Source organism: Streptomyces sp. A0958 (genome assembly GCF_004795035.1).
Taxonomy (GTDB): domain Bacteria; phylum Actinomycetota; class Actinomycetes; order Streptomycetales; family Streptomycetaceae; genus Streptomyces.
In genome coordinates this window covers 52,816-79,150 of record NZ_SSBK01000015.1, presented here as the reverse complement: position 1 = coordinate 79,150, position 26,335 = coordinate 52,816, and the positions used below count along the sequence as shown (strand labels likewise).

The window sequence follows — 26,335 nt, the reverse complement described above, 5'->3', positions numbered from 1 at the left end:
TACTCACGTATGTCCCTTCGTCGTCGGGCTGTGCTCTGACGGTGCGGATTCGGGGGTGAACCAGGGCAGCGCGGCCGTGCCGGAGGCGCGTGGTTCACCGGCCGGTGCGGCGGGTACGGGCGCGGCGTGTGCGCGCCGCAGCCTCGGGAGCCTCGCGGTCGCCCCGGCGAGCGGGGAGGCGCGCCGGCCCCGGCGGGACGCCGCGTGCGCGGAGCGCGGCCGTACCCGGTCGACGACCGCCATGCCGATGCGGAAGACGGCGGCGGGCACCACGAGGCAGAGCAGAATCCAGAAGAGCGTGACGCCCCACGGGCGGCCGACCCCCCACGGCTGCTCGGCGAGCACCTTCGTGCCGTACTTCAGGGAGATCCGGTAGTCGCCGTGGGCGCCCGCCGCCAGCTCGACGGGCAGTTCGATACGGGCCTTGCGGCCGGGTGCGACGGTCCCGTGCCACTGCCGCTCCTCCCACTGCGGGGCGTAGACGCCGTGCGCGGTGCCGACCCGGAAGACCGGGTCCTGGACCGGGGCCGAGCCCATGTTGCCGACCGTGAACACGAGGCGGCGGGTGGGCGGGGCGCCGAACCAGGTGAGGACGGAGCTCTCACCCTCCAGGCGGGTGGCGGCCAGGACGGCGAGCTTGCCCTGTCCCGTCTGCTTCGGCAGCGCGGCGACGGGGTGTCCCGCGACCACGAACACCGCGTCGGCCAGGGCCTCTTCCCCGGTGACCGTGGCGACATGCACCACGCAGGGGCACGGCACGGGCGGCTCGGAGACGGGCAGCTTCGTGCTGAACGCGCCCTTGGTGTCGGTGGTGACCGCCCTGCCGTCCGCGTTGGCGCAGGAGTTGGTGCCGCCGATCACCCCGCGTGCGGGGCTGGACTGCCCGCAGATGAGCAGCATGAGCAGCGCCCCGGACCGCCAGCCGCTGCCCTTGACGGTGATCGAACCGCCCTTGCCTGCCTCCTTGTCGGGCAGCGTGACGGCCGGTTTCGGGGCGGTCGCGCTCCGGCCGTCGGCATGGGCGCCGGGGGCGCTCAGGAGCAGTGCGGGCAGGAGCGCGGCCAGCAGGGCGGCGAGCAGCACGGCCGCCCGCTCGCGGCCGTCGCTCCGGGTCGTCGCAGCTCCGGTCCTTCCAGTCACGATTGCGCTCCCGCCTTCACCAGGTGCCTCTCGTCGGTGTGCTTCCGGGGCCCGGCCTGCGGGCCCGCCCCCTCGTCGCGCGCCGCCCGCCCGGCCCGCCGCCTGCGCCGGAGCCCGTACGCGAACGCGGTGGCGGCGGCCAGGAGCAGCAGGGCGCCGCCGGTGACGGGCGCCCAGGGGACGAAGACCGCCGTGGCCGTCGCCTCGTCGTGGGCGCCGCCCGCCGCCGTGACCCGCAGCCGTACGGTGGCGGAGTCCAGCGCGGGGGCGTCCGGCCAGGGTTCGGTGAGGTGCGCCCGCTGCCCGGGCAGCAGCTCCACGGGCAGGGCGCGGGCGCCGCGCCGCAGGTGGGCGAAGAGTCCGTCCGCGCTGACGGCCAGACGCGGTACGAGGACGGTGTTGCCCCGGTTGACCAGCGTGTAGCGGATGGTGTGCCCGACGACGCCGACGTCCTCCACGGTGAGCGCGGCGAGCCTCGGCCCGCCGACCCGCAGCCTGACCTGTACGCCCACCGAGCGGCCGCCGCTCTCCGCGACGATCGCGCCGGGGTGGTCGCCGGGCAGCGCGTCGGCGGGCACGGTGAACGTGACGGGCACGTCGGCCCGGGTGCGGGCGGGCACGGTCACCTCGGTGCGCGCCGTCCGCAGCCAGGCGCCGGTGCCGGTGGAGCCGCGCTTACCTCGCACCGCGAAGGAGCCGTCGCCGGCGTTGTACGCGTCGGCGCCGCGCAGCCGTACGGTGACCGGCTCCGTCCCCGGGTTGGTGACCGAGAGCCGGTCGCGCAGGACGCTGCCGGGCAGGCCCTCCAGGTAGAAGTACGGCCGGGCGACGGCCTCCCCGGAGGCGTGCGCCGAGGGGCCCGCCGTCCACGCCGGGGCGGCGGGCTGCTCGGCGGCTCCGGCCGCCGCCGGGGCGGCGAGCAGCGGGAGGACTGCGAACAGCGGCAGCAGCGGCAGCGGCAGGGCGAGGGCGCGTCGGGCAGTAGGGCCGGTCGGCGGCGGCATGGGCGGCTCCCTGGTGCGTGGCGGCGGGGGGCGGGTCGCGCGGGGAGGTCAGCCCGCCGCGTGCTGTCCGCGCCGGGTCAGCCACAGGACTCCGGCCGCGCCCGTCAGGAGGACCGTGCCGCCGAGGGTGCCGAGCGCGATCGCGGAGTCCATCGGTCCGGTCTTGGGCAGCGCGTCCTGGGTGGACGGCTCGGTCCGCGTCGTACCGCCGCCCGCGGCCGTGACGTCGAGGGTGAGGGAGGGGCCCGGGTTGTTCGCGGGGGTGCAGGTCGTCGTCGTACCGAGGGCCTTGATGGTGAGGACGCCTGCGGTCAAGGTGACCTTGCCGCTCTTCTTCGGGGTGTACGTCCCGCTCAGGTCGCTGATCTTGATGGGGCTGTTGGCGGGGATGGCGGCCGTGTTGGCGGGCCCGGTGACGGTGAGCTGCCCGGGGTCGGCGCCGCCGACCTTGATGACCGCGCTGGGGTTCATCGCGCCCTTGCCCAGCTCGACCGGGCTGGAGGAGACGCCCTTCTGGAAGGACATCGTCAGCTTGTAGCCGCTGCCGCTCTTGACGCTCTTGATGTCGATGGGCGAGACGGCGGCCTTGTCCCCGATGGGGGTCTTGCACTTGTAGTCGACGTCGACGACCGTCGCGTGGGCGGCGGGCGCGGCCAGCAGCACCGCCGCACCCGCAAGACCGGACGCCAGCGCGAGAGCTGTTCGTTTCTGGTTCGGCACCTCGAATTCCCCTCAGGCCGGGTCGTCGCGCGCCGCCGCGATGCGGCACACATAACTGACGACACATCAGATTGGGCGCTCAAGGTACGCCCGGGGCCGTGTGGAGGGAAGACAAAGAGCGCGCCGATCCGGCGCGCTCCTGGAGGGGGGGTGGGGAGGGGGGTCGGTTATGCCGGGGCGGCCAGCTCCGCCCAGACGGTCTTGCCGGGCTCGCCCGGCACACGTACGACTCCCCAGTCCATGCAGAGCCGCTGCACGATGAACATGCCGTGGCCGCCGGGGCGCCCCGCCCGGTGGGGAGTACGCGGCGCGGGCTGGCCCGCCCCGCCGTCGGCGACCTCCACGCGCAGCATCTTGGGGCTGCGGGCGATGCGGATCTCGTCGGGGCCGTCCGCGTGCAGGCACGCGTTGGTGACGAGCTCGGAGACGACCAGCAGGACGTCCTCCGCGGCCGCGCGGCGGTCGGCGCCGGCCGCGGGGAGCCAGCCCCAGTCCTGGAGCGCCTGGCGGGCGAAATCACGGGCGGTCGGCACGATGCCGGTTGCCTCCCGCAACGACAGCCTGCGCCACTGCCGCTCGGCGCCCTCGGCCGGCCGGACGGGCTCGGCGGAGGAAACGCCCGCGCCCTCCGGCTCGCGGCCGAGGCCGCCCGGCGGATGCTGCCGGGTGGTGCTCATCAGCGCTTCACCTCACCGATTCACCATGTCGCCCTGGAACGGATACGACCCATTGAACAGATACGAATACGAATACCGATACGGACACTGATACAGGAACCGCACAGGTACGGGTGGCCGGGCCGCCCGGGCTCGCCGGAAGATCTCCTGCCCGGCCCAATCGCGACGACACCCATTTCGGCTACGCGGACCGCGTAACTCCCGTCACGGACGAGACGCCCGGGGTGCCGGAACGCCTCCCGGTCAGGGGGCCAGGGCCTCGTCGAGTGAGGCGTGGACGGTGAAAACCGCCTCGGCCCCCGTGATCTCGAAGACCCGCGCCACCACCGGCTGCATTGCGGCCAAATGAACCCCTCCCCCGGCTGCCTCCGCCTTGAGGCGGGCACCGAGCAGCACGTTCAGCCCGGTTGAATCACAGAAGTCGAGTCGCGAGCAGTCGACCACCAGGCGCGCACGCCCCTGCTCGACCGCGCTCTCCAGGGGCTCACGCAGCAGATCCGCCGTGTGGTGGTCGAGCTCACCCACCGGCGTCACCACCTCGCTGCGCCCCTCGGTCCGGACCTCGACCTGAAGCCGACCCCGGTTCGCACTGCCGACCGTCCCGCGGTCCATGCCCGTCCCTCTTCACCGCTCGTCACTGTCCGCATCCCTGTACCTGCAGATGCGTGGCAGCTGTCACTGATGTCCTTGGAACACTACGCGTTCCATGCGCCATGCGGTAGCCGAAGACCTCAACAAACCGGACATATAGCGTCAATTGGCGGTTGTACCGACCCATGACGAGCGGGTAAGGGTAGGGGGACACCCAAAACACGACCGGCTTTGGAGGCGCCGCTTCACCGCAGGAACACGTATGGGCATCGGCAGCCATATGCCGAGAACGATGGAGGAGACCATGTCACCCCGGCTCGACGAAGCGCGTACCCACAACGCGACGTCGGCATGTCCTCAGGGACTGACCGAATCAGACTCCCCTGCTGCGACCGTCCCGCACGGCACGCGCACCGGCAGCACCAGCAGTGGCAGTGACCGCTTCACCCGCAGTACCGCATACCCGCACAGTGCCCCGTACACGCACAGCGTCTCGTACACGCACAGCGCCCCGTACACACACAGTGCCGCATTCGACACCGACGGCCTCGCAGGGCTTCCCGAGATCCCGCCCTACACCGAAGTGGGGGCGCTGGACGCCAGGGCCCTGTCGAAGACGCTCTTCGCGCGGCTCGAAACCCTCGAAGAGGGCACGCCCGAGTACTCCTACGTACGCAACACGCTCGTCGAGCTGAACCTGGCCCTCGTCAAGTTCGCCGCCTCCCGGTTCCGCTCCCGCAGCGAGCCGATGGAGGACATCGTCCAGGTCGGCACCATAGGTCTGATCAAGGCGATCGACCGCTTCGAGCTCAGCCGGGGCGTCGAGTTCCCGACCTTCGCGATGCCGACCATCGTCGGCGAGATCAAGCGTTTCTTCCGCGACACCAGCTGGTCCGTGCGCGTACCGCGCCGCCTGCAGGAACTGCGGCTCGACCTGGCCAAGGCGGGCGACGAGCTCGCCCAGCAGCTCGACCGGGCGCCCACCGTGGGCGAGCTCGCCGACCGCCTCGGCCTCAGCCGCGACGAGGTCGTGGAGGGCATGGCCGCGAGCAACGCGTACACCGCCAGCTCGCTGGACGCCAAGCCCGAGGAGGACGAGCACGAGGGCGCGATGGCCGACCGGATCGGCTACGAGGACCACGGGCTCGAAGGCATCGAGTACGTCGAGTCCCTGAAGCCGCTGATCGCCGCGCTGCCCGGCCGCGACCGGAAGATCCTCTCGCTCCGCTTCGTCGCCAACATGACGCAGTCGGAGATCGGCGAGGAGCTGGGCATCTCCCAGATGCACGTGTCGAGACTGCTCTCGCGCACGCTGGTGAAGCTGCGCAGGGGTCTGACGCTGGACGAGTAGCGCACACCTCGCGGCGCGCCCGCCGGGCGGTGTGCGCGAGGCCTGCCGGAGAAAGGACCTGCCCCGCCGGGGCAGGTCCTTCCGCGTTCCCGCTCCCGGGACTTCCCGGCCGGTCGTCCGCGCCAGCCGCCGTACGGGCCGCTGTGGGGGCCGCCTTACGGGGTGCGGCGTAGGGGCCGCTGTGGGGGCCGCCTTACGGGGTGGCGTACGGGCCCGCTGTGGGGGCCGCCACTGTGCGGGGCCACGACGCGCTCGCCGGCGCGCCAGACCTCGTGGACCAGCGGCACGCCCGGCCGGTAGGCGAGGTGGACGTGGCTGGGCGCGTCCAGGAGCACCAGATCGGCGCGGGCGCCCGGGGTGAGGCGGCCGATGTCGTCGCGGCGCAGGGCCGCGGCGCCGCCCGCGGTGGCGGACCAGACGGCCTCGTCCGGGGTCATGCCCATGTCGCGCACGGCGAGGGCGATGCAGAACGGCAGGGACGAGGTGAACGAGGAGCCCGGGTTGCAGTCCGTGGAGAGGGCGACGGTGGCGCCCGCGTCCAGGAGGCGGCGGGCGTCCGGCCAGGCGGCGCGGGTGGAGAACTCGGCACCCGGCAGCAGTGTGGCGACGGTGGCGGAGTGGGCCAGCGCGTCGACGTCCGCGTCGGTCAGGTGGGTGCAGTGGTCGGCGGACGCGGCGTCGAGTTCCACGGCGAGTTGCACGCCGGGGCCGTGGCCGAGTTGGTTGGCGTGGACCCGGGGGTGCAGGCCCCTGGCGCGGCCCGCGGTGAGGATCGCCCGCGCCTGGTCGCCGTCGAAGGCGCCGCGCTCGCAGAAGACGTCGATCCAGCGGGCGTGCGGGGCGCAGGCGTCGAGCATCGGGCCGGTGACCAGGTCGACGTATCCGGCCGGGTCGTCGGCGTGGTCCGGGGGGACGATGTGGGCGCCGAGGAACGTGACCTCGTCGGTGTGGCGGGCGGCGATGCGCAGGGCGCGGGCCTCGTCCTCGACGGTGAGGCCGTAACCGGACTTGGTCTCGAACGTGGTGGTGCCCTGGCGCAGCGCCTCGGCGAGGTAGCGGGCGACGTTGGCGGAAAGCTCCTCGTCGGTGGCGGCGCGGGTGGCGGCGACGGTGGTGCGGATGCCGCCCGCGCTGTAGGGCCGGCCGGACATCCGGGCGTTGAACTCCTGGGTGCGGTCGCCCGCGAAGACCAGGTGGGAGTGGGAGTCCACGAAGCCGGGGACGACGGCCCGGCCGCCCGCGTCGACGGCGTTGTCAGTGGCGGGTGCTTTGCTTGATTCACCGGTCCACACGACGCGGTCGCCCTCGATGACGACGGCGGCGTCCTGGATCAGTCCGAGGGGGGATTCGTCGCCGAGGGAGGGGTCGTTGGTGACCAGGGCGGAGATGTGGGTGATGGCGGTCGTCGTCATCGGGGGACTGCTCTCCTTGTGTGGGGGCCGCCGGGGGTTGTCCCCCGGGCCGCTGCTCAGTGGTGCAGGGCCGCGACGGCCCGGGCGAGCGCTTCGGGGACGTCGTCGATCAGCGTGTGCCGCCCGTCGCGTACGAGGTGGCGCCCCGCGACCACCGTGTGGCGGACGTCGGCCGCGGAGGCGGCGAATACGGCTGTCTCGGCCCCCAGTCGTGGCACGGGGCCCGCTGTTCTGACGGAGTCCAGGGCGACGGTCACCAGGTCGGCGGGGGCGCCCGGTTCGAGGACGCCCGCGTCGGGCCGGCCGAGTGCGGCGTGGCCGTCGGCGGAGGCGGCGCGCAGCAGGGCGGCGGCGGTCCAGTGGCCGCGGCGGCGGGTGCGCAGGCGCTCGTTGAGTTCCATCGCGCGGGCCTCTTCGAAGAGGTCGATCACGGCGTGGCTGTCGCTGCCGAGCGAGAGCGGGGAGCCGGCGCGCTGGAGGGCGGCCGCCGGGCCGATGCCGTCGGCGAGGTCGCGTTCGGTGGTCGGGCACATGCAGGTGCCGGTGGCCGTGGAGCCGAGGAGCGCGATGTCCTCGTCGGTGAGGTGGGTGTTGTGGACGCCGGTGGTGCGGGGTCCGAGGACGCCGTGGTCGGCGAGGAGCCGGGTGGGGGTGCGGCCGTGGGTGGCGAGGCAGGCGTCGTTCTCGGCGGTCTGCTCGGAGAGGTGGACATGCAGGGGCGCCTGCCGCTCCTCGGCCCACTGGGCGACGGTGGCGAGTTCGCCGGCCGGGACGGCCCGCACGGAGTGGACGGCGGCGCCGATGAGCGTGTGGTCGTCGCCCTTGAGGAGGGAGGCGCGCTCGGCCCAGGCCTCGGCGGTCGTGTCGCTGAAGCGCAGCTGGTGCCGGTCGGGCTTGCGGTACAGGGCGGGCGCGGGGCCGAATCCGGCGGAGAGGTAGGCGGTGTCCAGCAGGGTGATCCGGATGCCGGCTTCCCGGGCGGCCGCGATCAGCGCCTCGCCCATGGCGTTCGGGTTGTCGTAGGGGGTGCCGCCGGGCCCGTGGTGCAGATAGTGGAATTCGCCGACCGCGGTGATGCCGGCGAGCGCCATCTCCGCGTAAACCGCCCGGGCCAGCGCGTGGTACGTGTCGGGCGTGAGCCGGGACGCGACCTGGTACATGGTCTCGCGCCACGTCCAGAAGGTGCCGGAGCCGACCTGCACGGTGGAGCGCAGGGCGCGGTGGAAGGCGTGCGAGTGGGTGTTGGCCAGCCCCGGCAGGGTGAGCCCGCGCAGCACGGTCGCGCCGGGCGGCGGGGCGTCCACGCCGGTCCGTACGCCGGCGATCCGCCCGCCGGACGACACCTCCAGGAGGACGCCCGGCTCGACATGGGTGCCGAGCCAGGCATGGGACAGCCAGTACGTCACGGTGACGGGCTTGCCCGTCCCCTCCGTCGTCAGCGGCACGCGAGTCCTTCCAGTACGTCGGCGAGTGCGGTCACCCCGGCCACGCAGTCGTCCTCGGCGGCGTGTTCGGCCGGCGAGTGCGAGATCCCGGTCGGGTTCCGTACGAACAGCATGGCGGTCGGGACCGAGGCGGACAGAATGCCCGCGTCGTGTCCGGCTCCGGTGCCGAGCACGGGGACCGCGCGGCCGGTGCCCCGGGCGGAGCCCTTGAGCAGGGTGCCCAGTTCGTCGCGCAGGGCGTGCTGGAACTCGACGACGGGCGTGAACGACTCGCGGACGACGTCGAGGTCGATGCCGGCCCGTTCGGCGTGGTCCCGGGCGGCCTGTTCGACGGCGGCGACGACGGTGTCCAGGGTGTCCTGGTCGGCGGCGCGGGAGTCGAGCCAGCCGCGCACGAGGGAGGGGATGGCGTTGACGCCGTTGGGCTCGACGGCGACCTTGCCGAAGGTGGCAAGGGCGCCTGCGAGTTCCGCCTCGCGGCGGGCGGCGAGGACGGTCTCGGCGTACGTGAGCATCGGGTCGCGCCGGTCGGCGAGGCGGGTGGTGCCGGCGTGGTTGGCCTCGCCCCGGAAGTCGAACCGCCAGCGCCCGTGCGGCCAGATCGCGGAGGCGATGCCGACGGGGTCGCCGGTGAGGTCGAGGGCGCGGCCCTGCTCGACGTGGAGTTCGACGAACGCGCCGATACGGGCGAGCCGTTCGGGGTCGGGCCCGATGGCGTCGGGGTCGTATCCGGCGGCGGCCATGGCCTGCGGGAGCGTGACACCGTCCCCGTCGCGCAGCCGGTGCGCGGCCTCGACGGTCAGCTGCCCGGCGGCGAGCCGGGAGCCGACGCAGGCGAGGCCGAAGCGGGCCCCTTCCTCGTCACCGAAGTTGGTGATGGCCAGCGGCCGGGTGAACTCCGCACCCCTGCGGCGGAGTTCGTCGAGCGCGGCGAAGGAGGACACGACACCGAGCGGCCCGTCGAAGGCGCCACCGTCGGGTACGGAGTCGAGGTGCGAGCCGGTGACGACGGCGTCCCCCGCGAGGGGGTCACCGAGCCAGGCCCACTGGTTGCCGTTCCGGTCGGTCTCCAGGACCAGCCCCCGGGCCTCGGCCTGCGCCCGGAACCAGTCCCGGCAGTCGGTGTCGGCCCCGGTCCAGGCGTACCGCCGGTACCCGCCGCTGCCGGAGTGCCGCCCGATGGGCGCGAGCTCCGCCCACATGGCCTGGAAGGACTGTTGTGGGCGTTCGTTCCGCAGGGCGAGGGGGGTACCTCTCACGCCCTCGGGGCTGTGGGGGAGGGCGGGCACGACGGAAGCCGCGCCCGGCAACGCCCCCGCACCCCCCACCGGACCGGTGCCGTCCCCCGAACCGGCCGGGAACGGCCCCGTCACGCTCCGTCCTCCCTCATCGGCACCCGCACACCCTTGTCCGAGGCGACGGACTCCGCGATGTCGTACCCCGCGTCCACGTGCCGGATGACCCCCATGCCCGGGTCGTTGGTCAGCACCCGGCGGATCTTCTCGCCGGCCAGCGGCGTGCCGTCCGCGACCGTGACCTGGCCGGCGTGGATGGAGCGGCCCATGCCGACGCCGCCGCCGTGGTGGATGGAGACCCAGGAGGCGCCCGACGCCACGTTGACCATGGCGTTCAGCAGCGGCCAGTCCGCGATGGCGTCGGAGCCGTCGAGCATGGCCTCGGTCTCGCGGTACGGGGAGGCCACGGACCCGCAGTCCAGGTGGTCGCGCCCGATCGCAAGGGGCGCGGCGAGTTCACCGCTCGCCACCATGTCGTTGAACCGCTCGCCGGCCCGGTCCCGTTCGCCGTAGCCGAGCCAGCAGATGCGGGCGGGCAGGCCCTGGAAGCGGACGCGCTCGCCGGCCATGTTGATCCAGCGGTGCAGGGACTCGTTCCCCGGGAAGAGTTCGAGCAGCGCCTTGTCCGTCTTGTGGATGTCGGACGCCTCGCCGGACAGCGCCGCCCAGCGGAACGGGCCCTTGCCCTCGCAGAACAGCGGCCGGATGTAGGCGGGGACGAAGCCGGGGAAGTCGAAGGCCCGCTCGTACCCGGCGAGCCGCGCCTCGCCGCGGATCGAGTTGCCGTAGTCGAAGACCTCCGCGCCGGCGTCCATGAAACCGACCATGGCCTCGACGTGGCGGGCCATCGACTCGCGCGCCCGCTGGGTGAAGTCGGCGGGCTTCTCGGCGGCGTAGGCGGCCATGTCGTCGAAGTCGACGCCGGCCGGCAGATAGGCCAGCGGGTCGTGCGCGCTGGTCTGGTCGGTGACGATGTCGATGGGGGCGCCCTCGGCGAGCATCCGGGGCAGCAGCTCCGCCGCGTTGCCGAGAAGGCCGATGGAGAGCGGACGGCGGGCGTCGCGCGCCTCGACGGCGAGTTGGAGCGCGTGCTCCAGGGAGTCGGCGCGCACGTCGAGGTAGCGGTGCTCGATGCGGCGTTCGATGGCGCGCGGGTCGCAGTCGACGCAGATCGCGACGCCGTCGTTCATGGTGACGGCGAGCGGCTGGGCGCCGCCCATCCCGCCGAGTCCGGCGGTCAGGGTGATCGTCCCGGCCAGCGAGCCGCCGAACTTCTTCGCGGCGACGGCGGCGAACGTCTCGTAGGTTCCCTGAAGGATGCCCTGGGTGCCGATGTAGATCCACGATCCGGCGGTCATCTGCCCGTACATGGTGAGCCCGAGCGCCTCCAGGCGGCGGAACTCCTCCCAGTTCGCCCAGTCGCCGACCAGGTTGGAGTTGGCGATCAGGACCCTCGGCGCCCACTCGTGCGTCTGCATGACGCCGACCGGCCGCCCGGACTGGACGAGCATCGTCTCGTCCTGCTTGAGCGTGCGCAGCGTACGGACCATCGCGTCGAACGAGCGCCAGTCGCGGGCCGCCTTGCCCGTGCCGCCGTAGACGACGAGCTTGTCGGGGTGCTCGGCGACCTCGGGGTCGAGGTTGTTCTGCAGCATGCGCAGGGCGGCTTCCTGCTGCCATCCCAGGGCGCTCAGTTCCGTACCGCGCGGCGCCCGTACGGGGCGGGGTCCTGACATGGCGGTGCCTCCTCGCGACTGTGATTTTTCTATTCACATCTTGGGTGGGTGAATAGCTCCAGTCAACAGCCCGGGCCGGGAGGCCCAGGAGCCGCCCCGTCCGCTTCGCGGCGGGGCATTCTCCGGCAACCACCTGCATGTACCGATGGAAAATGCCAGAACCCCCACCTGGATCGAGCACGTTGCGTAACCTCTGGGTCACAGCCGAACACCGTGTCGGAGGGGAATCCGCGTGCCCGGAATCGACGAGTGCCTGCTCGACGTCATGAGACTGCCCGGTGCCAGGGGCGCCGCCGTCGTCGACTGGACGAGCGGTCTCGCCCTCGGCACCATCGGCGAATCGCCCAACGGCGACCACGAGGCCACCGCGGCGGAGACGGCCGAGGTGGCCCGGATGGCGGCCGAACAGCCCGCCTTCGCCCTCGGGTTACCGGACGCGCCGGCCGCCGCCGGGGGGACCGCCGCTCCCCCGGTCGAGGACGTCATCGTCACCACCCGCGCCGGCTACCACATCCTGCGGTTCGTGGAGACGGACTTCGACAGCAGCGTCTTCCTCCACCTGTGGCTGGACCGCGCGGAAGGCAATCTGGCGCTGGCCCGGATACGGCTGGGCGAGATGGCCGAGCGGCTGGTCCTCGCATGACAGCCGCCCTCGCGGGAGAGTCCGTCCCCGCCGCCCCGGTGCTCTCGCCCATGCTCCAGCGCCTCGCCGCCGAACGGGCCACCGGCGCCCTGATGCGCGACCGGGGCACGCTGTACCTCGCCGACGGCAAGGTGGTGCACGCCGAGTCCCCGGCGACGCCCGGCATCGACGTCCTGCTCACCCGGGGCGGTGCGCTGCGGCGCGAGGGCTGGTGGGACGCGGTCGCCGAGGCGGGGGCCGGCCAGCGTGTCGGGCGGCACCTCGTGGACAGCGGCCGGGTGCCGGGCGGCGCGCTGGAGCTGTGCCACCTGGGCGCGCTGTACGACGCGGCGTTCTTCGCCCTCGCCCCGACCCGGACCCCGGCCCGCTTCCGTTACGGGGTCGCGCACTGGATCGGCCCCGTGCGCCCCGTTCCCGTGGACGCCGTGCAGCGCGAGACGCTCCGGCGCCGGGAACTGCTGGACCGGATCTGGCCGGACGCGGCGGGCGACACGGCCCCGCTCCTGCGGACCGGCCGCCCGGCCGACTCGCCCGTGCCGCCGCGTCAGCGCCGCGTGCTGGAGTGCGTGGACGGGGTGCGTACGGCCACCGACATCGCGCAGGAGCTCGGCACGTCCGCGTTCCACATCCTGGTCGACCTGCGGCGCCTCGCGGCGGCCGGACTCGTCGAGGCGGTCCCCCCGGCCGCCTCTGCCGCCTCCGCGGCGGCCCGGATCGCGCTTCCCGAGGTCACGGCCGACCCCGACGTCGCCCTGTTGCGCCGGCTCCGAGACGCATTGGAGGCCTTGTGATACGCGCGCTCAGACAGCGTGCCGGAAGGAGACAGCTGATGGTGCCCGAAGCCGAAGCGCAGGACGTCCTGGCCGAGCTCCAGCGGTTACGGGCGCGGGTACCGCTCCTCTCGGGCGCGCTGGCGGCCAGCACCGACGGCCTGGTCCTGGCCCATGACACGCCGGGGGTGGAGGCCGAGGGGGTCGCCGCGCTGACCGCGGCCGCGCTCGGCGTCGCGGTCCGGATGACGGAGGCGACCGGCCGGGGCGGCTTCCGCGAACTGCTCGTGCGCGGCGAGACCGGTTACATCGCGACGTACGCCGCGGGCTCGCAGGCCGTCCTGACCCTGCTGGCCGAGGACCGGATCAACGTGGGCCGGCTCCATCTGGAGGGCCGCCGGGCCGGCTCCCGCATCGGCGCGCTGGTCGACGGCGCCCTGGAACGCGCCCCGCAGCCCGCGCCGCCCGTGCCCCGCGCCCCGCAACAGCCCGGCGCCCTCCCGCACCGCCCGACCTGACGGGCCCCGCAGACACCACCGACACACACCCGAAGGAAAAAGGAACCGGTCTCAGCGGCCGGTCGAGGAAAGGAAACACCCACTCATGGCGAACACCGAAGCGTCACTGAAGGAAGCGATGTCGTCCATCGAGGGCACCACCGGTGTCGCCCTCGTCGACTACACGAGCGGCATGGCGCTGGGCACCCTCGGCGGCGGCAAGGACTTCAACCTGGAGGTCGCGGCCGCCGGCAACACCGACGTCGTACGCGCCAAGCTCCGCACCATGGAGCACCTCGGCATCCAGGACGAGATCGAGGACATCCTGATCACCCTGGGCACCCAGTACCACCTGATCCGGCTGCTCAAGACCCGGGGCAACACCGGGCTCTTCCTCTACCTGGTCCTGGACGCGGGCCGGGCCAACCTGGCCATGGCCCGTCACCAGCTGAAGAAGATCGAGGCGGACCTGGAGGTCTGACGGGCGGGGCCGGGCCCTTGGGCGGGCGGCATCCTTGGGCTTGCCCCCTTCCGGGGCGGGGGGTTCCGTCCTCAAGCGCCGGACGGGCTGGGTTTGTGCGGGTTGCTCTGCGGGGTGCGGGTCGCCTCCTGTCCGGTGGGTGGGGGTGGGGGCCCTCCGGGCAGACTCCTCAAAAACGGCGTGTTCACCCGGGTGCGTGGGGGACCCGGGTCGTACGCCATTTTCTGCGGGGACTGCCCTGCACGCCCCCACCCGGCCGCCTTGCGTCTGCGACCTTCGTGCCAACCGGTGTGCAGGCGCGCGACGGGTGGTCCGGGGGCGTGCAGGGGAGTCCCCGCAGGACGAGGAACGGATACCCGGGTGCCGCTGCGTACCCGCCGAACGTTCGTCGTCCGAGGAGACGCCCCGGAGGGCCCCCGGACCCCACCCACAAGGCCGGGGCGCGCCTTTGAGCCCGTCCGGCGATTGAGGACGGAACCCCGCGCCCCGGACCGGGGGAAACCCGTGGGGGCCGGCGCCCCGTTCAAGCCCGTCCGGCGCTTGAGGACGGAACCCCGCGTCCCGGACCGGGGCGCAGGCTCAAGGATGCCGCCCGCCCAAGGGCCCCGCCCCGGACCGGGGTTACCGCCTCACTCCACGAACAGACCCCGGGCCACCGCGCCCGCGTCGAACTCCTCAAGGCGGGCCTGCGCGTCGGGCAGGTCGTCGCACATGGCCTCCAGCAGCACCCGCCCCAGCAGCATGGGCGCGCAGGCCGTGTCGAAGGCGAGGCCGGTTCCGACGGCGGCCGGGATCAGCAGGTCGCTGTGGCGGGCCACGGGCGCGAACGCGGAGTCGGCGACCGAGACCACGGCGAGCCCCTGGGCGCGCGCGTACGCGAGGGCGTCCACGACCTCGCGGGGGTGGCGGGGCAGGGCGAAGCAGATCAGCGCGGTGGCACCGGCCCGGCGCGCGGCGTCGATCCGGTCGTGCAGCATGCTGCCGCCCTCGTCGAGCACCCGGACATCCGGGTGCACCTTGGCGGCGAAGTACCCGAACCCCCGGGCCTGCGAGGACGCGGCGCGCAGCCCGAGCACAGGCAGCGGCCGGGAGTCGGCGAGCAGCCGGCCGGCCCGTTCGACGGGGCCGGGGTCGGCGAGGAGTTCGGCGAGGTGGCGCAGGTTCTCGATCTCGCCGAGCACCGCCTGCTGGTACTCGTTGTACGTCTCCTCGCCCGCTTCCGGGCCGGCCGGGGCGACCTCGCGCAGGTGCTTGCGCAGGGCGGGGTAGCCGTCGAAGCCGAGGGCGACGGCGAACCGGGTGACGGAGGGCTGGCTGACCCCGGCCAGTTCGGCGAGTTCGACGCTGGAGAGGAACGGGGCGTCACCGGCCCTGCGCACCATCGAGTGCGCGATGCGGCGCTGTGTGGGCGTGAGCCTGTGGCCCTCGAACAGCTCCTGCAACCGTGCGGCCGGGCTGCTCCCGCTCATCCTGTCCCCTCGGTAGGTCCGCCGTGCCGAGGTCCGGCGCCGACGAATCCATTCAGCCAGCAAGGCCCCTGCATGTCCATATCCAGCCGCCTGCGCCGACTACCCGGGCAGGCCCGCCCGCGCGGTGAGGACGGCCAGGGTCTCGCGCAGCCGGGCCCGGAACTCCTCGTCGAGACCGGCCGTCAGCTCCTCGTCGACGGCGCTCGCCTCCGCCGCGCACAGGGCGAGCAGTTCGCGGCCGTGTGCGGTGAGGGTGAGGATCTGGCGGCGGCGGTCGCCGGGGTCGCGCTCACGGCCGATCGCGCCCAGCTCCTCCAGGTGATCGGCGAGGCCGACGACGAGGCTGGGCGTCACCCGCATGGCGCGGGCGATCTCCTGCTGCGAGGCCGCGGCCCCACTGGCCAGCAGGGCCAGCAGCCCGGCGTGCTTGGGCTTCAAGCCGTGGACGGCGATGCGCTCGGCGTACAGCTCCGCGGTGATCGCGCCGACCGTGCCGAGCTGGAAGGCCACGGTGGCGGTCAGCGATTCCCCACGCTCCTCCTGCCGCCCGGCACGGAGGCGACGGACGGCCTCCGGACGTACGCGGAGCTCTACGCGGCCCGTGCCCTCCCGCTCGCCGCCGCCCTGGCCCACGTACTGCGCACCGAACACCGGGCGCTCGCCCCGGTCCTGGCGGTGGCCGGGGCCGCCCAGCTCGGGGACGCGTACATCGGCGTCGAGCGGGGCATCACCGGCATGGCCGCCGGCGGCACCCTCGCGGCGGCCGTCCACCTCGCCTCGGCCTGGTGGCTGACCCGCCGTACGGGGGGCGAGGCCCTGCGGCCCGCCTCCTGAGACCGGGGCCCGGCGCCGCTCCCTGTTCAGCTCCCCCAGCGCGCCGGCCAGGGCCGCCCGGTCCTCGGAGAGGCCGGGCACATCGGCGGGCGCCCCGTGCCGGAAGTGCGCCCGCAGCCGGCCGCGCGTCCTGCGCCACGTGGTGACCGCCAGCCGCACCGCCACGGTCCGCACCCACGGCAGCGGGTCGCCGGCCGCGGACACCTTGTCCCACCGCTGCCAGGCGGCCCGCAGCGAGCTGGGGAACGACTACGACTCCGCGCTCGTCGAGTCGTTCCTGGAGAAGGTGGAACAGCGACTCGACGTCACACTCGACCGGAGGGTCCGGCGGCATCTCGCGGAGCAGCAGACCTCCCTCGCCCGGGGCGCGCGTGCGCCGGGGCAGCCTACGGGGCACTTCGGGGAGCGCTTCGGATTCGGGATCATCTCGCTGGTCCTGGCCGTCCCGCTGTCCGCCATCGGCGCCGCGAACGCGGGCATCGGCGGGCTCATCGTGGCCTGGCTCGGGATCGTAGGCGTCAACGTCTTCCAGGCGGGCCACGGCAGGCGGCTGTTCCGCGGGCGCGAGGAGCGGCGGGCGGCCTCCGACTGGGAGGAGTGAGCCCACCGCCCGGACCGCGCGCGGCTCACGCCTGACGGGTCGGCAGCACGACCAGCTGGCGCAGGTTGATGTGACGGGCGCGGCTGGTGGTGTACGCGATGAGGTCGGCGATCTCGTCGGCGGACAGCCCGCCGAGCGCATCGAACATGCCGTCCAGCTGCCCGCTCAGCTCCGCGTTGTCGACGTGCCCGGCCAGCTCCGAATCGGTGAGCCCCGGCTCGAGGTTGGTGACCCGGACGTCACGCGGCCCGAGTTCGGTGCGCAGCGAGGCCGACAGGTAGGTGAGCGCGGCCTTCGTGGCGCCGTAGACCGCGTAGTGCGGGAACAGGGTGTGCGCGCCGATCGAGGAGATGTTGACCAGGTCGGCGGTGCGGCCTTCGGCGGCCGCCGTCACCAGGTCAGCGGTGAAGGCCCGGATGATGCGCAGGGCGCCCGCCACGTTGGTGTCGAGCATCCGCTGCCACTCGTCGGCGCGGCCCGCCTCCACCGGGTTCGGCAGCATCACGCCGGCCGCGTTGACCACCAGGTCCACCCGGCCGAACTCCGCGTGCACCCGGTCGGCCGCCGCGTCCACGGACGCCTGGTCGGTGACGTCGGCGGTGACGGCGAGGGCCTGCCCGCCGTCCGCGGTGATCTTCGCGGCCAGTTGCTCCAGCCGGTCCGCGCGGCGGGCCAGCAGCGCCACCCGTACGCCCTGGGCGGCGAGCAGCCGGGCGGTGGCCGCGCCCATGCCGCTGGCGGCTCCGGTGATGACGGCGGTGCGGCCTGCGAGCGTCTCGTACGACATGGGGTGCTCCTCGGTGTGGTGTCCGGCCGGGGCATCTCCCCGCCGGACACCACACTGGGCCCGGCCGCGCCGGCTACCCAGGGATGCGTCTTTCCTGGGTCCGCCAGTACCAGGCTGGGCGGGCGCCGTTCTCCTACGATCGGGTCCATGGACGGCGAACTCGGTGATTTCCTGCGCTCACGGCGTGCCCGTATCCGGCCCGAGGACGTGGGGCTCAACTCGTACGGCCGCAGGCGCGTTCCGGGCCTGCGGCGCGAGGAGGTGGCACAGCTCGCCGGGGTGAGCGTCGACTACTACATCCGGCTGGAGCAGGGGCGCGGCCCCAGCGTCTCGGACGCCGTGCTCGACGCGATAGCCCGGGTGCTCCGGCTCGACGCGACGGAGCACGCGTATCTGCGGACGGTGGCGCGCCCCAAGGCGCGCACGGCGGCGGAGCCCGCGGGGCGGCGGGTGCGGCCGGGGCTGCGGCTGCTGCTCGACCTGTTCGAGCGGGCGCCCGCCTTCGTGCTGGGCCGCCGCATGGACGTGCTGGCGTGGAACGCGCTGGGGGACGCGCTCGTCGGCTTCTCCCGGATGCCGGCCGCCGAACGCAACATGCCGCGCCAGGTGTTCCTGGACCCGGGGGCCCGGGAGCTGTACCCGGACTGGCCGGCCGTGGCGGCGGAGACGGTCGCGTATCTGCGCCTGGACGCGGGACTTCACCCCGACGACAAGGAACTCGCCGCCCTGGTGGGTGAGTTGTCGATGAAGAGCGAGGACTTCCGCCGGCTCTGGGCGGATCACCAGGTGAAGGCGAAGACGTACGGCGTGAAGCGGATCGACCACCCGGTCGTGGGCGCGCTGACCCTCCCGTACGAGACGCTGGCCGTGCCCGGCGAGCCGGGGCTCTCCCTGGTCGTCTACACCCCCGAGCCGGGTTCGGAGACCGCCGAGCGCATCGCCCTGCTGGCGAGCTGGGCGGCGGCCGGGCCCGAGGAGCAGGAGGGCGCGCGCGACCTCCGCGCCTAGAACGGTGTGTCGCGGGGACCGCCGAACCCCCGGTTTCCCGGGGGGCGGGACGACGGCGGTCCCCGCGAAGGACGACGCGGTCCGGGTCAGGGCCGGTCTGCGCGTCCGGGCGACGGTGGAGGTCCGGGAGCCGCTCCGTAGTCCGTGTCGCCGTATCCGGTGCCGGTGGGTCTCCCCGCCGACACCCACCAATGTGCCCGAGCCGTGTTAAGCCGGTGCTGCGCCGGCGTGACGCACACGTACCGTTCTCGCGAACGCGCGCGCACGGTCCCTACGCCTTGGCGGCGCCCGGTGCGTCCTTCGCGAGGTACGCCAGCAGGTCCTGGCGGCTGACCACGCCCTTCGGCTTGCCCTCCACCAGCACGATCGCCGCGTCCGCGGCCCCCGCGCCGCCGAGCACCGCCATCAGGTCCTCGACCGGCTCGCCGGAGCCGACCTGCGGCAGCGGCGGCGACATGTGCTTCTCCAGCGGGTCGGTGAGCGAGGCGCGCTGGGCGAACAGCGCGTTCAGCAGCTCCCGTTCGACCACCGAGCCGATGACCTCGGCGGCCATCACGTCCGGGTGGCCCGCGCCCGGCTTCACGATCGGCATCTGCGAGACGCCGTACTCGCGCAGGACGTCGATCGCCTCGCCGACCGTCTCCTCCGGGTGCATGTGGACGAGGGTCGGGATCGGCCCCTCCTTGTGGTCCAGGACGTCCGCGACCCGGGCGGAGGGGCCGTTGTCCTCCAGGAAGCCGTAGTCGGCCATCCACTCGTCGTTGAAGATCTTGCTCAGGTAGCCGCGGCCGCTGTCCGGGAGGAGCACGACGACCACGTCATCGGGTCCGAGCCGCTTCGCGACCTCCAGCGCGCCGACGACGGCCATGCCGCAGGAACCGCCGACGAGCAGCCCCTCCTCCTTGGCGAGGCGGCGGGTCATCTGGAAGGAGTCCTTGTCGGACACGGCGACGATCTCGTCGGTGACCTCGCGGTCGTACGCCGACGGCCAGAAGTCCTCGCCGACGCCCTCGACCAGGTACGGCCGGCCGGAGCCGCCGGAGTAGACCGAGCCCTCCGGGTCCGCGCCGACGACCTTGACCGCGCCGCCGCTGACCTCCTTGAGGTAGCGGCCGGTGCCGCTGATCGTGCCGCCGGTGCCGACCCCTGCCACGAAGTGGGTGATCTTCCCGTCCGTCTGCTCCCACAGCTCGGGACCGGTGGTCTCGTAGTGGGACCGGGGATTGTTCGGGTTGGAGTACTGGTCGGGCTTCCAGGCCCCCGGCGTCTCACGGACCAGCCGGTCGGAGACGTTGTAGTACGAGTCGGGGTGCTCGGGGTCGACCGCCGTGGGGCAGACGACGACCTCGGCACCGTAGGCACGCAGCACGTTGATCTTGTCCGTGGACACCTTGTCCGGGCAGACGAAGACGCACTTGTACCCCTTCTGCTGCGCGACGATCGCCAGGCCGACGCCCGTGTTGCCGCTCGTCGGCTCGACGATCGTGCCGCCGGGCTTCAGCTCGCCGCTCTGTTCGGCGGCCTCGATCATGCGCAGGGCGATCCGGTCCTTGACCGACCCGCCGGGGTTGAAGTACTCGACCTTGGCCAGGACCGTCGCCTGGATGCCGGCCGTGACGCTGCGCAGCCTCACCAGCGGGGTGTTGCCTACGAGACTGATCATCGAATCGTGGAATTGCACCGTTTACTCCGGGGTCTCCGAGATGGTGCGGCAAGCGTATGCGTACGGGCACGAGATTGGGCGAAACGATTGAACGACGGCCGGTAGCGGGCAGGTAGCTCTGTGTACGGCTGTGCGGCGGTACGTGCGACGAGGAGGTGGACCGGACTGTGTCGACGGCAAGGGTGGCACGGCGGATCGCGGCGGGCGCGGCCTACGGCGGTGGCAGCATCGGGCTGCTGGGGGCCGCGGCGGTGGGCGTCCTGCTGGCGGAGGTCCAGTTGGCGAAGCGGCAGGTGGGCGGCGGCATCGCCCCCGTGCCGCCGAGCGCGGACGGACGGTACGGGGTGGCGTTCACGGGGCCCGCGGAGCCGTTGCGCTTCGGGCTGCTCGGGGATTCGACCGCGGCGGGGCAGGGGGTGCGCCGGGCCGGGCAGACCCCGGGGGCGCTGCTGGCGTCGGGGCTCGCGGCGGTGTCGGAGCGGCCGGTGGATCTGCGCAACGTCGCGCTGCCGGGTGCGCGGTCGGACGATCTGGAGCGGCAGGTCTCGCTGCTGCTCGCGGACCCGTCCCGGACGCCGGACGTGTGCGTGATCATGATCGGGGCGAACGACGTGACGCACCGGATGCCCGCCACCCAGTCGGTGCGGTGTCTGACCACGGCGGTGCGCAGGCTGCGGACTGCCGGGGCCGAGGTCGTCGTCGGGACCTGCCCGGACCTGGGCACGATCGAGCCGGTCTACCAGCCGCTGCGGTGGCTGGCCCGGCGGGTGAGCCGGCAACTGGCGGCGGCCCAGACGATCGGTGCGGTGGAACAGGGCGGGCGCACGGTGTCGCTGGGCGACCTGCTGGGCCCGGAGTTCGAGGCGAACCCGAGGGAGCTGTTCGGCCCGGACAACTACCACCCCTCGGCCGAGGGGTACGCGACGGCGTCCATGGCGGTCCTGCCGACGCTCTGCGCGGTGCTGGGCCTGTGGCCGGAGTCGGACCGGCTGGACGGTGCCCGGAGCGAGGGCATGCTGCCGGTGGCCAAGGCGGCCTCCCAGGCGGCCAAGGAGGCCGGTACGGAGGTCACCGGGGCCCGGGCGCCCTGGGCGCTGCTCAAGCACCGCAGGCGGCGGCGCCTGCCCGGGACCACGGAACCGCACCCCCACCCGCACGCGGAGGCAGGCGGCTCCACGCGGCTGGAGCGGCACCCCGGCACGGACACAGGCACCTCGCCGAGGCACGCGTGAGACAGTTGACTGAGCGGTTGCTTAGAAAAGAGGCCCGCATCACATGCCGCCCCGGGTGACCTCGGCAGTACGTCCGGGTAACTTCCAGAGCAGTCGTGCCAGACAGCCTTCCAGTCCCCATGGAGCCGCGTGATGCCCGAAGCCGTGATCGTCTCTGCCGCCCGTTCGCCCATCGGCCGGGCCTTCAAGGGGTCGCTGAAGGACCTGCGTGCGGACGACCTGACCGCCACGATCATCCGGACCGCGCTGGCCAAGGTCCCCGAGCTGGACCCGAAGGACATCGACGACCTGATGCTCGGCTGCGGCCTGCCCGGCGGCGAGCAGGGCAACAACCTGGGCCGCATCATCGCCGTGCAGATGGGGATGGACCACCTTCCCGGCTGCACGGTCACCCGCTACTGCTCGTCCTCCCTGCAGACCAGCCGCATGGCCCTGCACGCCATCAAGGCCGGCGAGGGCGACGTCTTCATCTCGGCCGGCGTCGAGATGGTGTCCCGCTTCTCCAAGGGCAACTCCGACAGCCTGCCGGACACGCACAACCCGCTCTTCGCCGAGGCCGAGGCCCGCACCGCGGCCCGCGCCGAGGAGTCCGGGGCGAGCTGGCACGACCCGCGCGAGGACGGCCTGGTCCCGGACGCGTACATCGCGATGGGCCAGACCGCGGAGAACCTCGCCCGCCTCAAGGGCATCACCCGCCAGGACATGGACGAGTTCGGCGTACGGTCGCAGAACCTCGCCGAGGAGGCCCTGAAGAACGGCTTCTGGGAGCGCGAGATCACCCCGGTGACCACGCCTGACGGCACGGTCGTCGCCAAGGACGACGGGCCGCGCGCGGGCGTCACGCTGGAGGGCGTCCAGGGCCTGAAGCCGGTCTTCCGCCCCGACGGCCTGGTCACGGCCGCCAACTGCTGCCCGCTCAACGACGGCGCCGCCGCGCTCGTGATCATGTCCGACACCAAGGCGCGCGAGCTGGGCCTGACCCCGCTGGCCCGGATCGTCTCCACCGGCGTCTCGGGCCTCTCCCCCGAGATCATGGGCTACGGCCCCGTCGAGGCGAGCAAGCAGGCGCTGAAGCGGGCCGGGCTGACCATCGACGACATCGACCTGGCCGAGATCAACGAGGCCTTCGCCGCACAGGTCATCCCCTCCTACCGCGACCTCGGCCTGCCGCTGGAGAAGGTCAACGTCAACGGCGGCGCCATCGCCGTCGGCCACCCCTTCGGCATGACCGGCGCGCGGATCACCGGCACGCTGATCAACAGCCTGCAGTTCCACGACAAGCAGTTCGGTCTGGAGACCATGTGCGTCGGCGGCGGCCAGGGCATGGCGATGGTCATCGAGCGCCTGAGCTGAGCGGCCCCGGCTTCACGGCCCCGGACGACGGCGTGGCCGGTTCCGAGCCCCGACCGTGACCGAATCTCCCCCAGGATGTGATCTATCTCCTGGGGGAGAGCCATTTCCGCAGGTCACACCCACATCGGGGGCAGGCCCCAGGCACAAAGACCTGTCCAATTCGTGACGTAATGCACTGACACAGGGTGCCGTTGGGGCACAAGCTGATGTAGGAAGTCGGAGGATCGATTGAAACCGGGAGTAAGTCAGTGAGCGCCATGCCTATTGCCCTGTTGCTGACCACCGCCGCCGCCACGGCCGTGGGCGCCGCCGCTCTGCACGCCGCTCACGGGCTGCGCAGGCAGGTTTCGGCCCTCCGGAAGGAGCTGGCCGACGGCCACGCCCGTACAGCCGCAGTACCCGCTCAAGGTCGTCACGACACCACCTCCGCCGAAGAAATACGCGCGGCCGTCGCCGAGGCACTGGCCGAGGAGCGGGAGCGGGAGCTCGCCGAGGCCCGTGCGTTCTGGGCCTCGCAGGAGGCGCGGGACGCCGCCGACGCCCCCTCGCTGCTGGGCGGTCTGACCGGCCTGGGCGAGGACGCGCCGTTCTTCATGCCCCGCCAGAGCGACTTCGCCGGTCTCGAATCGATGGACCTCGACGCCGCCGATGCGCTGGACGAGCTGACCGAGCTCGCCGGGATGACGGAGCTGACCGACACGGCCGACCTGCCCGAGACGGCGGAGTTCGCCGAGGACTCCCCCGAGCTGGCCGCGGCCCGCCGTCGCCACCCCTCGCACCCCGACTTCGTGCCGGTGCAGACGCCCGTCGTCACCGACCACGAGCGCACGGTGAACCGCCTGGAGGAGCTGGCCGACAGCCGTACGGAACTCTCCGACGTGCGCCCCGGCCCGCTCGGCACGCTCGACGTCTACGTCTTCGCCGACGGCACCACGCTCTGCATGACCCCCGGCCACCGCGAGACGGCCGAGCGTCTGGCCGAATCGCTGCGCGCCGGTGAGCACCCGGTGCTGCTGGGCGGTTCCGGCGTCTCCGGCGCGTACGCGCTGACGTTCTCGTGCGGCCGGGAGAACGTCTACATACTGGCCGACCGCGTCATAGCGAGCTTCTAGCGCGCCCGACCGGTCTCCGGCTCCACCCCCCACTCCGCCGGAAGCGGCTCTCGCCGGCCGCTCCGCCCCGTACCGCCGCCCGGCCCCTTACGCGAAGGCCCGCGCGGCCGCTTCCTCGACGAATTGCACGGCCTCGTCCAGCTCGACGGACGGGGCCGTTTCCAGTGCCGCGGCCAGGTCGCGCCCCGCGACGGCGAGCTGGTCGCCGACCGCGAACATCCCGGCGTCCGGCATGACCCTCGGCTCCCGCCCGGGCGCCTCGGCGCGCTGCGCCCGCATCGCCAGCTCCCGCGCCGCGGCCAGCCCTTCGGCGGCCGCTCCCCGCTTCAGCCTGCTCTGCGGGGCGGCGCGCAGCCGGTCGGCGAATCGGTCCACGGCGGTGATCAGGGGAGTCGTATCGAGCACCCATCGACCCTACCCGCATACGTGAAGCGGCCCGCAGGCTCCGTCCGGAGCCTGCGGGCCGCTTCACCGAGCCAGGGGCGATCAGTCGTCGCCGCTGAGGATGGAGAGCAGGCGCAGCATCTCCAGGTAGATCCACACCAGGGTCATGGTGAGGCCGAAGGCGGCCAGCCAGGACTCCTCGCGCGGCGCGCCGTACGCGATGCCGTCCTCGACCTGCTTGAAGTCGAGGGCCAGGAAGCAGGCGCCGAGCACGATGCCGATGACACCGAAGAGGATGCCGAGGCCACCGCTGCGGAAGCCGAGGCCGTCACCGCCGCCGAAGGCGGCGAAGAGCAGGTTGACCACCATCAGGAGCATGAAGCCCATGGCGGCGGCCATCACGAAGCCGTAGAACCGGCGGGTGACACGAATCCAGCGCATCTTGTACGCGAGGAGCACACCGGCGAAGACACACATGGTGCCCATCACCGCCTGCATCACGACGCCCGGCCCGATGTAGGTGCTGACCGCGCTGGAGATGACCCCGAGGAACACGCCCTCGAAAGCGGCGTACGCGATGATCAGCGCGGGTACGGGCTTGCGCTTGAAGGACTGGACGAGCGACAGCACGAACGCGATGATCGCGGCGCCGATCGCGATGCCGTACGACTTGTTGAGGTTGGCCTCGTCGACCGGAAGCAGCGCCCAGGCGAGCGCGGCACCGAGGATGACCGTGCCCAGCGTCATCGCCGTACGCGTGACGACGTCGTCGATCGTCATCGCACCGGAGCGCGCCGGCGCCTGCGGGACGCCGCCCGCGGGTGCGTAGGGGTTCGTGGCGTACGGGTTCGGGGCGGTGCCCTGCGCGTACGGGTTGGCGCCCGCTGCGGGGGCCCCGGCCTGCGGTGACGCGTTGAAACCGGCGTAACCGTTGTCGCGGCTGAAGCCCCGTCGCGAGAAGACCGGGTTGCTGCTCCTCATCTCACTCCTCCATGGCCACCCAGCGTGGCCTTCCCACAAGAGTAATGGGTAGGCAAAGCATTGAGCCTAGTGCCAGGGGAGGATCTTTCCCACCCGCACCGGGCGTACGCACGGTCACCCCGCGAGCCGGTCGGCCGCCTCCCGGGCCGCGCTCTCCACACGTTCCCGGTGATCACGCCACCATGCCGCGTCCCCGGGCGCCATGTCCTCGCTCCCCTCCCGCAGCCCGGCCGCCCCGTCGGCCAGCTCCCGGACGACGTCGGCGTGCCCGGCGTGGCGCTGGGTCTCGGCGACCATGTGGACGAGGACGCGGTGGAGCGACAGCTCGGGCCCGCCCCCGTCCGGGCCGGGCAGCCGGCCGACGGCGTCGAGCCCGAACGCCTCGACGGTCGCGTCGGAGTGGGCCCACACCCGGCGATACCCGCCGACGATCCCCTCGCGGGTCTCGTCGGCGGTGGCCCACAGGTCCGCGTTCGGCTCGGCGTCACCGACGACCCAGAGCGCGGGCGCGTCGACCGGCCGGCCGAAGGCGGCCCCGAGGCAGAAGGCCTCGGCGCCGGTCACGTGCTTGACGAGCCCCAGCAGATTGGTGCCGGTGGGCGTCAGGGGCCGGCGGATGTCGTACTCCGACAGGCCGTCGAGCTTCCACAGAAAGGTGTCCCGGGCGTCCTGGAGGTAGAGCCGCAGACCGTGCTTGTACTGATCCATAACCGTCATACGCCCAACCTGCCGGTCGCGCGGGCCGGCCCCAACGACTTCTCCCGCCCCTCGGACGCCTACTTGGCTCCGGCGGCCTCCGCCAGCCGCTCGAAGGTGCCGTCAGCACGGCCCGCCGCTCGGCTTGTACCCGTTGCCGTTCCCCTCGCATCGGGTTCCCGTCGTCCGAGCCGCCATCACAGCAGACGGGTCCGACATCGCGGAGGCCGGGCGGGAACGGGGTGAACGGTCAACACCCCGCCGTCTCCCGGGCGGTGGTCTCCTTGGGGCCACGTACGCGATGGTGCCCGGAGCCGGACTCGAACCGGCACGCCCCCGAGGGGCAGCGAGGTTTAAGCTCGCCGTGTCTGCATTCCACCATCCGGGCTTGGCGCGCGGCTCCGCGTTGGCACATGACCCTATCCGGGGGGCTCACCCCGATCAGCCGAACAG

26 protein-coding genes, 1 tRNA gene and 1 pseudogene are annotated in these 26,335 nt (G+C 73.0%); 11 read left to right on the top strand and 17 right to left on the bottom strand.

Going from position 1 to position 26,335, the window contains the following annotated elements; all coding sequences use genetic code 11:
• Positions 1-3 precede the first annotated feature (3 nt).
• The 5 genes from E6P78_RS17270 to E6P78_RS17250 all read right to left on the bottom strand — a co-directional run bounded on the left by E6P78_RS17270 (position 4) and on the right by E6P78_RS17250 (position 4,153).
• Complete coding sequence (locus tag E6P78_RS17270; protein ID WP_206307827.1) at positions 4-1,140, bottom strand: hypothetical protein; 1,137 nt, start codon at positions 1,138-1,140, stop codon at positions 4-6.
• Positions 1,137-2,144: a hypothetical protein gene (locus E6P78_RS17265; RefSeq protein ID WP_136204482.1), complete on the bottom strand. Its 1,008-nt coding sequence runs from the start codon at positions 2,142-2,144 to the stop codon at positions 1,137-1,139. Before E6P78_RS17265 ends, E6P78_RS17270 begins: the two co-directional genes overlap by 4 nt.
• A 48-nt stretch (positions 2,145-2,192) precedes the next feature.
• The gene (locus tag E6P78_RS17260; protein ID WP_136204481.1) at positions 2,193-2,864 is read right to left on the bottom strand and encodes an LPXTG cell wall anchor domain-containing protein; all 672 of its coding nucleotides are present in this window, start codon (positions 2,862-2,864) and stop codon (positions 2,193-2,195) included.
• A 167-nt stretch (positions 2,865-3,031) separates the two neighbouring features.
• Positions 3,032-3,541: an ATP-binding protein gene (locus E6P78_RS17255; RefSeq protein ID WP_136204480.1), complete on the bottom strand. Its 510-nt coding sequence runs from the start codon at positions 3,539-3,541 to the stop codon at positions 3,032-3,034.
• Positions 3,542-3,784: 243 nt separating this feature from the next.
• The gene (locus tag E6P78_RS17250) at positions 3,785-4,153 is read right to left on the bottom strand and encodes an STAS domain-containing protein (protein ID WP_136204479.1); all 369 of its coding nucleotides are present in this window, start codon (positions 4,151-4,153) and stop codon (positions 3,785-3,787) included.
• A 283-nt stretch (positions 4,154-4,436) separates the two neighbouring features.
• Here E6P78_RS17250 and E6P78_RS17245 point away from each other — a divergent pair, with 283 nt between their 5' ends.
• Positions 4,437-5,483, top strand: coding sequence for an RNA polymerase sigma factor SigF (locus E6P78_RS17245; RefSeq protein ID WP_136204539.1), 1,047 nt, complete (start codon positions 4,437-4,439; stop codon positions 5,481-5,483).
• A gap of 242 nt (positions 5,484-5,725) precedes the next feature.
• Here the strand turns inward: E6P78_RS17245 and hutI are convergent.
• The 4 genes and pseudogenes from hutI to hutU form a co-directional block, all read right to left on the bottom strand.
• Positions 5,726-6,895: pseudogene (gene hutI / locus E6P78_RS17240) on the bottom strand (imidazolonepropionase); the annotation flags it as partial.
• A 56-nt stretch (positions 6,896-6,951) separates the two neighbouring features.
• Complete coding sequence (locus E6P78_RS17235; protein WP_136204478.1) at positions 6,952-8,340, bottom strand: formimidoylglutamate deiminase; 1,389 nt, start codon at positions 8,338-8,340, stop codon at positions 6,952-6,954.
• The gene (locus tag E6P78_RS17230; RefSeq protein WP_136204538.1) at positions 8,331-9,542 is read right to left on the bottom strand and encodes an allantoate amidohydrolase; all 1,212 of its coding nucleotides are present in this window, start codon (positions 9,540-9,542) and stop codon (positions 8,331-8,333) included. The genes E6P78_RS17235 and E6P78_RS17230 overlap by 10 nt, the downstream gene beginning before the upstream one ends.
• A 167-nt stretch (positions 9,543-9,709) precedes the next feature.
• Positions 9,710-11,371 (bottom strand): urocanate hydratase, encoded by a 1,662-nt coding sequence (gene hutU, locus E6P78_RS17225; protein ID WP_136204477.1) that lies wholly within the window; start codon positions 11,369-11,371, stop codon positions 9,710-9,712.
• 232 nt (positions 11,372-11,603) lie between these two features.
• Here hutU and E6P78_RS17220 point away from each other — a divergent pair, with 232 nt between their 5' ends.
• The 4 genes from E6P78_RS17220 (at position 11,604) to E6P78_RS17205 (ending at position 13,762) form a co-directional block, all read left to right on the top strand.
• Entirely contained in the window at positions 11,604-12,014 is a 411-nt protein-coding gene (locus E6P78_RS17220) for a hypothetical protein (protein ID WP_136204476.1), read from the top strand.
• Entirely contained in the window at positions 12,011-12,805 is a 795-nt protein-coding gene (locus E6P78_RS17215; protein WP_136204475.1) for a transcriptional regulator, read from the top strand. Before E6P78_RS17220 ends, E6P78_RS17215 begins: the two co-directional genes overlap by 4 nt.
• Positions 12,806-12,843: 38 nt before the next feature.
• Positions 12,844-13,302: a roadblock/LC7 domain-containing protein gene (locus E6P78_RS17210; RefSeq protein ID WP_136204474.1), complete on the top strand. Its 459-nt coding sequence runs from the start codon at positions 12,844-12,846 to the stop codon at positions 13,300-13,302.
• A gap of 85 nt (positions 13,303-13,387) precedes the next feature.
• Positions 13,388-13,762, top strand: a complete 375-nt coding sequence (locus E6P78_RS17205; RefSeq protein WP_136204473.1) for a hypothetical protein — start codon at positions 13,388-13,390, stop codon at positions 13,760-13,762.
• A 629-nt stretch (positions 13,763-14,391) separates the two neighbouring features.
• Here E6P78_RS17205 and E6P78_RS17200 read toward each other — a convergent pair.
• Positions 14,392-15,231, bottom strand: a complete 840-nt coding sequence (locus E6P78_RS17200) for a MurR/RpiR family transcriptional regulator (protein WP_136204472.1) — start codon at positions 15,229-15,231, stop codon at positions 14,392-14,394.
• A 99-nt stretch (positions 15,232-15,330) separates the two neighbouring features.
• Positions 15,331-15,669 carry a MarR family transcriptional regulator gene (locus tag E6P78_RS17195; protein WP_240799238.1) on the bottom strand — a complete coding sequence of 113 codons (339 nt, stop codon included), beginning with the start codon at positions 15,667-15,669 and terminating at the stop codon, positions 15,331-15,333.
• A gap of 3 nt (positions 15,670-15,672) precedes the next feature.
• Here E6P78_RS17195 and E6P78_RS32795 point away from each other — a divergent pair, with 3 nt between their 5' ends.
• Positions 15,673-16,065 carry a hypothetical protein gene (locus E6P78_RS32795; RefSeq protein ID WP_168712637.1) on the top strand — a complete coding sequence of 131 codons (393 nt, stop codon included), beginning with the start codon at positions 15,673-15,675 and terminating at the stop codon, positions 16,063-16,065.
• A 205-nt stretch (positions 16,066-16,270) separates the two neighbouring features.
• On the top strand, positions 16,271-16,666 hold the full coding sequence (locus tag E6P78_RS17185; protein ID WP_136204536.1) for a hypothetical protein: 396 nt from the start codon (positions 16,271-16,273) through the stop codon (positions 16,664-16,666).
• Positions 16,667-16,691: 25 nt separating this feature from the next.
• Here E6P78_RS17185 and E6P78_RS17180 read toward each other — a convergent pair whose 3' ends face one another.
• The gene (locus E6P78_RS17180) at positions 16,692-17,453 is read right to left on the bottom strand and encodes an SDR family oxidoreductase (RefSeq protein WP_136204471.1); all 762 of its coding nucleotides are present in this window, start codon (positions 17,451-17,453) and stop codon (positions 16,692-16,694) included.
• A 147-nt stretch (positions 17,454-17,600) separates the two neighbouring features.
• On the opposite strand from E6P78_RS17180, the gene E6P78_RS17175 reads away from it, so the two are divergent.
• A complete protein-coding gene (locus tag E6P78_RS17175; RefSeq protein ID WP_136204470.1) occupies positions 17,601-18,461 on the top strand; it encodes a helix-turn-helix transcriptional regulator in 861 nt (286 codons plus the stop codon).
• A 271-nt stretch (positions 18,462-18,732) separates the two neighbouring features.
• Here E6P78_RS17175 and E6P78_RS17170 read toward each other — a convergent pair whose 3' ends face one another.
• Positions 18,733-20,142 (bottom strand): cystathionine beta-synthase, encoded by a 1,410-nt coding sequence (locus tag E6P78_RS17170; RefSeq protein WP_136204469.1) that lies wholly within the window; start codon positions 20,140-20,142, stop codon positions 18,733-18,735.
• Between the two features lie 164 nt (positions 20,143-20,306).
• On the opposite strand from E6P78_RS17170, the gene E6P78_RS17165 reads away from it, so the two are divergent.
• The 3 genes from E6P78_RS17165 to E6P78_RS17155 all read left to right on the top strand — a co-directional run bounded on the left by E6P78_RS17165 (position 20,307) and on the right by E6P78_RS17155 (position 23,821).
• Positions 20,307-21,356: an SGNH/GDSL hydrolase family protein gene (locus E6P78_RS17165; RefSeq protein WP_136204535.1), complete on the top strand. Its 1,050-nt coding sequence runs from the start codon at positions 20,307-20,309 to the stop codon at positions 21,354-21,356.
• Between the two features lie 132 nt (positions 21,357-21,488).
• Positions 21,489-22,709, top strand: a complete 1,221-nt coding sequence (locus E6P78_RS17160) for an acetyl-CoA C-acetyltransferase (protein WP_136204468.1) — start codon at positions 21,489-21,491, stop codon at positions 22,707-22,709.
• Between the two features lie 272 nt (positions 22,710-22,981).
• Positions 22,982-23,821, top strand: coding sequence for a hypothetical protein (locus E6P78_RS17155; protein ID WP_136204534.1), 840 nt, complete (start codon positions 22,982-22,984; stop codon positions 23,819-23,821).
• A gap of 87 nt (positions 23,822-23,908) precedes the next feature.
• Here E6P78_RS17155 and E6P78_RS17150 read toward each other — a convergent pair whose 3' ends face one another.
• From E6P78_RS17150 to E6P78_RS17135, 4 genes are all read right to left on the bottom strand, one after another.
• Positions 23,909-24,226, bottom strand: coding sequence for a hypothetical protein (locus E6P78_RS17150; RefSeq protein WP_136204467.1), 318 nt, complete (start codon positions 24,224-24,226; stop codon positions 23,909-23,911).
• Between the two features lie 81 nt (positions 24,227-24,307).
• The gene (locus E6P78_RS17145; RefSeq protein ID WP_136204466.1) at positions 24,308-25,186 is read right to left on the bottom strand and encodes a Bax inhibitor-1/YccA family protein; all 879 of its coding nucleotides are present in this window, start codon (positions 25,184-25,186) and stop codon (positions 24,308-24,310) included.
• Positions 25,187-25,300: 114 nt separating this feature from the next.
• Positions 25,301-25,903 carry a DinB family protein gene (locus E6P78_RS17140; protein WP_136204465.1) on the bottom strand — a complete coding sequence of 201 codons (603 nt, stop codon included), beginning with the start codon at positions 25,901-25,903 and terminating at the stop codon, positions 25,301-25,303.
• Between the two features lie 281 nt (positions 25,904-26,184).
• Positions 26,185-26,270 (bottom strand) — tRNA-Leu (locus E6P78_RS17135).
• Between the last annotated feature and the right edge of the window lie 65 nt (positions 26,271-26,335).